This window comes from Bacillus sp. BPN334 (genome assembly GCF_008368885.1).
Classification (GTDB): Bacteria; Bacillota; Bacilli; order Bacillales; family Bacillaceae_G; genus Bacillus_A; species Bacillus_A wiedmannii.
The window spans coordinates 1-5,543 of record NZ_QOZW01000032.1 but is presented as its reverse complement, the minus strand read 5'-3'; the positions used below and the strand labels follow the sequence as shown (position 1 = coordinate 5,543).

Genomic DNA, 5,543 nt, shown 5'->3' with positions numbered 1-5,543 from the left:
AGTAGGACGTCGCCAAGCAACTTTAAGACGAGTCAGAATGACTCGTCTTTTTTGTATTTTATAAAATAAGTTAGTTATCTATGGGCTTCTTGAGTTATAAATAACAAGCTTATAGCTTTAAAAGTAGCAACAGGAACTCCCGGTAATTATAAATACGATCTCCTAAGCCTTCATCAATAGCGAATTCTTCGCTTACTTCATTCATTGGTGTTACAGTTACTTCTATTATTTTAATAATAGCTACAGGTTCATTATTACTAATGAGTATAATACTATAATCGTTAGTAGTCAGTAGTGATTCATTTTCTAATTCATAAAAAATGTGAACGGAGCATGTTGCTGTTTTTATGCCGTCAATTACTAACTGTGCGAGATAATTAGAAGAATCACCGAATTGCCAAGCTGTAATAGATTCCGGTTTGTCACTGTTTCCCCAATAAGTATTCCGATATGATTGTGCTAAAGGATTCAATTGTATCGTTACCTCACTTTAATTAATAATTTTAGTCTCTTTATAATCCCTGGGAAATTTCCTTATTTGCTATATCTTTGTACGTATTTAAAACTTGTATCGGTGTGTTGCGAATTAAGAAAGATAATATGTGTGGAATGAATATGGTTTGTAGACACGTTCGGTCCCTATATGGCATTTTCCAGTAGACATCCATATTAATAGAGGAATGTTTAAATTTTGAATTGTGTCGTACGGTAAAGATTAAAATTGCTTGAAGAACATTTGGATTATTAATGATGATTTATTCCCGCTATGCCATATTGGAGTAGGTAGTACTTGATGTGAAATGGATAAAAAACCGATATTCTAACTTGAATATCGGTTTTTTATCTGTGACTTATATGAATTTATAGCAATACGAAAAGCGTAAATAAGATAGCTAACAAAATACGATAGTATGCGAAAGGTTTTAAGCCTATCTTTTCTAAAAGCTTTAGGAATGTTACTACTGCTAACATTGCTACTATAAAAGAGGTAATGAATCCTACCGCAAACATAGGGATATCATTGACACTTAAATACTTCCAGCTTTTTAACAAGTCTAAGCCTGTAGCGCCTACCATTACAGGAAGAGCAATGAGAAAAGAGAACTCAGATGCAGTTTTATAATTTACTTTTGCTAATAGACCTCCAGAAATAGTAGAGCCAGCTCTAGAGAAGCCGGGGTATACTGCTAAGCATTGAAATAATCCAATTGTTAATGCTTGACGGTATGTTAAATCATCCAGTGAATAGGAGGTTGCCTCTTTCTTTTTTACTTCTGCAAAGAGCATAAGAATTGCCCCTGCTACAAGTCCAATTACGACAGTATAGGGCTGAAATAAGTAAGTTTTAATGACACCATGTAGTAGTAAACCAGCAACTACTGCTGGAAATACGCCAAGAAATACATGGAATGCGTTGAATTTCTTCTCTTTCCGCAGAAGAGGTTTAATATTACATAAAGAAACGAGGCGTTTATGATATAAAATTGCAATAGCTAAAATTGCCCCTAGCTGTATAACAATTTCAAACGTTTTCGCTCTTTCTCCTTCAAAATCTAATAAATGCCCGACTAATATAAGGTGACCAGTAGAAGAGATAGGTAAAAATTCAGCTAACCCCTCTACGATACCGAGTATGAAGGCAATAATGATATCGCTCATCGTTTCACTCCTATAAATTAATGAATGTCTACTCTTTTGAAATAGAATAGTGTTGCAAAAAATCCTGAAACCGCTGTTGCTGCAATGATGATATAAGAATATTCCGGTGGATATGTGGGTTGTAATTCATTATTTGCAATATCAAGAGTAGCGGTCCACGGAAATAAATCTTTATGTTTGGAGTTTACGAGCATAAGATTAGTCATTGTAATAATGACAGTTAATATAATAGGTGGTACATAGCTCTTCATTACAAGAGTTAGTAGCACAATAGGTGAAGACAATAGAAAGAGAAGTCCACCACAGATTAAAAATTTTAGAAAAGAGCCTAAAAATAAAGCAGTGTTAAAACCAGGGAAGTTCCCCAATAGCCCTAATATTAAAGTAAGTGCCCAAGCGACTAAAGTTAGCATCATGATCCAAAGAAAAAGAGTGATGAACTTACTTATAATAAAGCTAATACGCGATACGGGGATAGTTAGTAAATTCTTTAGTGTGTCTTCTGCATATTCACGGGTAAAAAGATAAGCAATTACTACTCCATATAAGGGGAACCCTATCACTAAAGTAGTATATAAGTTAACATCAGTAAATAATTGATGGAACCAAATAGTCGGAGTGGGCTGTTTGGTTTTTATATGTATATAAGAAGCTACTACGACTAAGAAAGGTGCGACACCAGCTCCAATAATGCTAATTAAAAACATATTAGAGCGTTTTAGTTTTAATAGTTCTGTATAGAGTAGATTAACCAATTGTTCCACCTCCAACTAATTTAGTGAAATAATCTTCTAATCTATCTTCACTTATCATCATTTTTAATACTTCCACACCATTTAGAACGAATGTTCTGTTGATGTATCCTTGTTGTCCAAAATGAGAATAAATACGAATATTTCCTTCATCATGTACTTCATAATCAAAAATTTGAAGCTGATTTTCTAATAGCATCGCGGCTTTATTTTCATTATTCACTTGAAATTCTATGTACTTACGGTTTGTTTTACGTAGCTTATCAAGAGAAACTTCTTCTAGTAACCTTCCTTCATGAATAATTCCGATACGATCGACTAACTGTTCTACCTCGGCTAATATGTGACTAGAAATGAGTATTGTTATATTTCTTTCTTGAGCTAAAGAATGAATAAGTTTTCGCATTTCTTTAATACCGATGGGGTCTAGCCCATTAGTTGGTTCATCTAATATGAGTAGCTCAGGATAATGGAGAAGGGCGAGTGCAATTCCTAAGCGCTGCTTCATTCCTAAAGAATACTTTTCTACTAATTTTTTTGTCTCGTGCTGCAAGCCTACTATTTCTAATGCTTCTTCAATGGCATTCTTTTTGTGAATCCCAATTATCTTTGCATTAATTAATAAGTTTTCTTTTGCAGTTAAGTTTTCATAGAACCCTGGAACCTCAACGATAGAACCAATTCTTCTTAAAATATCTTTTTGATTTTGAAATAAGTCCTCTCCGAATATTTCGATATTTCCGCTTGTAGGTTTTATAAGACTGAGTAGCATACGAATGGTTGTTGTTTTGCCCGCACCGTTTCGTCCTATGAATCCATAAATCTCGCCTTGTTGAACATTAATATTTAGATTATCTACTGATTTTTGTGTGCCATACACTTTAGTAAGGTTAGTCGTTTTTATAATTGTATTTATAGGAAACACCTACTTTCTATAAGCTCTTAATTACATGATAAGAAGGAAGGCTTAACTGCATATTAATCATTTCTTAACTATTTCTTAAAAGAAATGTATTTTGGAATTGAAAAGCCAAAAGTAGTTCGTTTCCATGGAGTACTTTCAACCCATATATGCCCACCATTTCTCTCAACGAGTGCTTTAGAAATTGAAAGCCCGAGACCGCTACCACCAGAAGAGGAGTTTCTCGATTGTTCGCTTCGGTACATTCGTTCAAATACGTTTTGTAAATCATGTTTTGGGATACCAGGGCCTTTATCCCAAATAAGAAGTTCATAGTCTGTATCAGTTTCTAGTAGTTCGATCCCTAATGTTTTCCCATCTTTTCCGTAATAAATGGCATTTTTTATCAAATTACTCATAATTCGCATAAGGCTAAGGTGGTCTGCAATGATAGGACAAGTAGATTCTGGTATGAGAACCTGTAGTTCGAGATTATGTTTTGAGAGTTCAGGTAAAAATTCAATCAAAACTTCTCTAGTAACTTCAGAAAAGTCGAGTTCCTCTTCTTTTAGTGGAAATTCATTGGCGTCTAGCTTTGCCATATTGAATATTTCGTTAACTAGATGTTTTAAGTTATTTGATTTCATATAAAGTATTTTAAGATATTCTTTCTTTTCTATTTCAGAAGCAGCAACCCCATCTTTTAAAGCGTCGATATATCCAATAATAGAGGTGAGTGGTGTTCGGATATCGTGCGAGATACTAGACAAAAGTTGTTTTCTAGATTCCTCGGATCTTTTTGCTTCGATCCGAACCTTTTCTAATTCAGCTATCAGTTCGTTTATTGAAAAAACGATACTATGTAATGAGGGGTCATTGCTTGTGAATAATCTCGTTTGTAAATTTCCTTTTAGTACACGACCTAATTTTGTGTCCACTGATTTGCGATGTTGAATGAATTGTATTCTTGAAAAGAAGAGATACATTGTAATTAAAATAAGGGTAATAAATAAAGACATCTTTCCTTTTGGACCCATTTGTATATTTAAAAGCCCGCAAATGATAAGTTGTAATGAAATAAGGAATAGGGTTTTATCAGTCTTCAAGTTTTTCACCTACAAACTTATAACCAATTCCCCATACAGTTTGAATGAATTTTGGATTAGAAGGATTGATTTCTATTTTCTTTCTAAGTTTTCGAATATGTACCATAACGGTATTATCGTCTTCTATATAATTATCGTCCCATACATTTCGGAAAAGCTGTGTTTTTGTAAATACTTGTCCTGGGTTTGAAGTAAAGAATTTCAACAGTTCCAGTTCTTTTCCGGTTAAGCTGATTTCTTCTTTATTTGTATGAACTGTGTATGTATTTAAATCGATAGTTAGTCCTTTGAAAGCTAAAAGTGTTTTCTCTTGTGCAGTAGTGTTACTTCCAAGAACTAAAAAACGCCGCATAAGAGCCTTTACTCGTGCAACTACTTCGTGAATACTGAAAGGTTTTGTAATGTAATCATCAGCGCCAATGCTTAAACCTAAAATTTTATCAATTTCGTGATCTTTAGCGGTTAGCATTAATATAGGTACGTTAGTTTTATCTCTAAGTTTTCTACATACTTCGATACCATCTACTTTCGGCATCATAAGATCTAATATAACGAGGTTATAGTTGTTTTGATTAAATAATTGCAAGGCTTCTTCACCATTAACCGCAGTATCTACCATATATAATTCTCGTTCTAAATATATTTTTAATAAATTTCGGATTTCTTTATCATCGTCTGCTATAAGGATACGTATATCTTTCATATTTTCACCTGCTTCTAATAGAGTTTTATTGCTAGTACAACAACTCTCTAATTATATACTAGTATTTGTTAAAATAAGGTTCCTAGTTTTGTTGGAGGGACATGTCTGCAAGAATTAAGTCTAGAGTTCAAATGAAATCGAATATGTTCTGGAAGAATAAATTAAAGAGAAGCAGAAGTTGGTTTCTAGTAATGAATTTTTGTAGAGGAATATCTAGCTAAAAGAGTATAAAAATATTAAATTGAATATCTTTATAAAAAGGTGTTGACGATTTCACCTTAGAGGTGTAATATAGAACAAGTCGCCGATGCAATAACGCAGAACGTGGCAAACGAAATGAAAAACTTAGTTGACATTGAAACATGAAGATGTTAACATAAGGGAGTCGCAAATGAGCGACCAAGTAGTTCTTTGAAAACTGA

General features: G+C 33.5%; 5 protein-coding genes and 1 pseudogene. All 6 read right to left on the bottom strand.

The window, feature by feature from the left end; genetic code table 11:
• Nucleotides 1-142: 142 nt before the first annotated feature.
• Nucleotides 143-472 (bottom strand): annotated as a pseudogene (locus DN393_RS30870) (ASCH domain-containing protein); the annotation flags it as partial.
• Nucleotides 473-861: 389 nt separating this feature from the next.
• Nucleotides 862-1,659, bottom strand: a complete 798-nt coding sequence (uppP, locus tag DN393_RS30865) for an undecaprenyl-diphosphate phosphatase UppP (protein WP_060486332.1) — start codon at nucleotides 1,657-1,659, stop codon at nucleotides 862-864.
• 17 nt (nucleotides 1,660-1,676) lie between these two features.
• A complete protein-coding gene (locus DN393_RS30860) occupies nucleotides 1,677-2,414 on the bottom strand; it encodes an ABC transporter permease (protein ID WP_000247712.1) in 738 nt (245 codons plus the stop codon).
• Entirely contained in the window at nucleotides 2,407-3,336 is a 930-nt protein-coding gene (locus DN393_RS30855) for an ABC transporter ATP-binding protein (RefSeq protein ID WP_149174292.1), read from the bottom strand. The genes DN393_RS30860 and DN393_RS30855 overlap by 8 nt, the downstream gene beginning before the upstream one ends.
• A gap of 68 nt (nucleotides 3,337-3,404) precedes the next feature.
• On the bottom strand, nucleotides 3,405-4,418 hold the full coding sequence (locus tag DN393_RS30850; RefSeq protein ID WP_064475989.1) for a sensor histidine kinase: 1,014 nt from the start codon (nucleotides 4,416-4,418) through the stop codon (nucleotides 3,405-3,407).
• Complete coding sequence (locus DN393_RS30845; protein WP_064475988.1) at nucleotides 4,408-5,121, bottom strand: response regulator transcription factor; 714 nt, start codon at nucleotides 5,119-5,121, stop codon at nucleotides 4,408-4,410. Before DN393_RS30845 ends, DN393_RS30850 begins: the two co-directional genes overlap by 11 nt.
• Between the last annotated feature and the right edge of the window lie 422 nt (nucleotides 5,122-5,543).

Bases quoted from the DNA above. Each gene is read 5' to 3' on its own strand.
- uppP (WP_060486332.1), bottom strand. From the start codon at position 1,659: ATGAGCGATATCATTATTGCCTTCATACTCGGTATCGTAGAGGGGTTA.
- DN393_RS30845 (WP_064475988.1), bottom strand. From the start codon at position 5,121: ATGAAAGATATACGTATCCTTATAGCAGACGATGATAAAGAAATCCGA.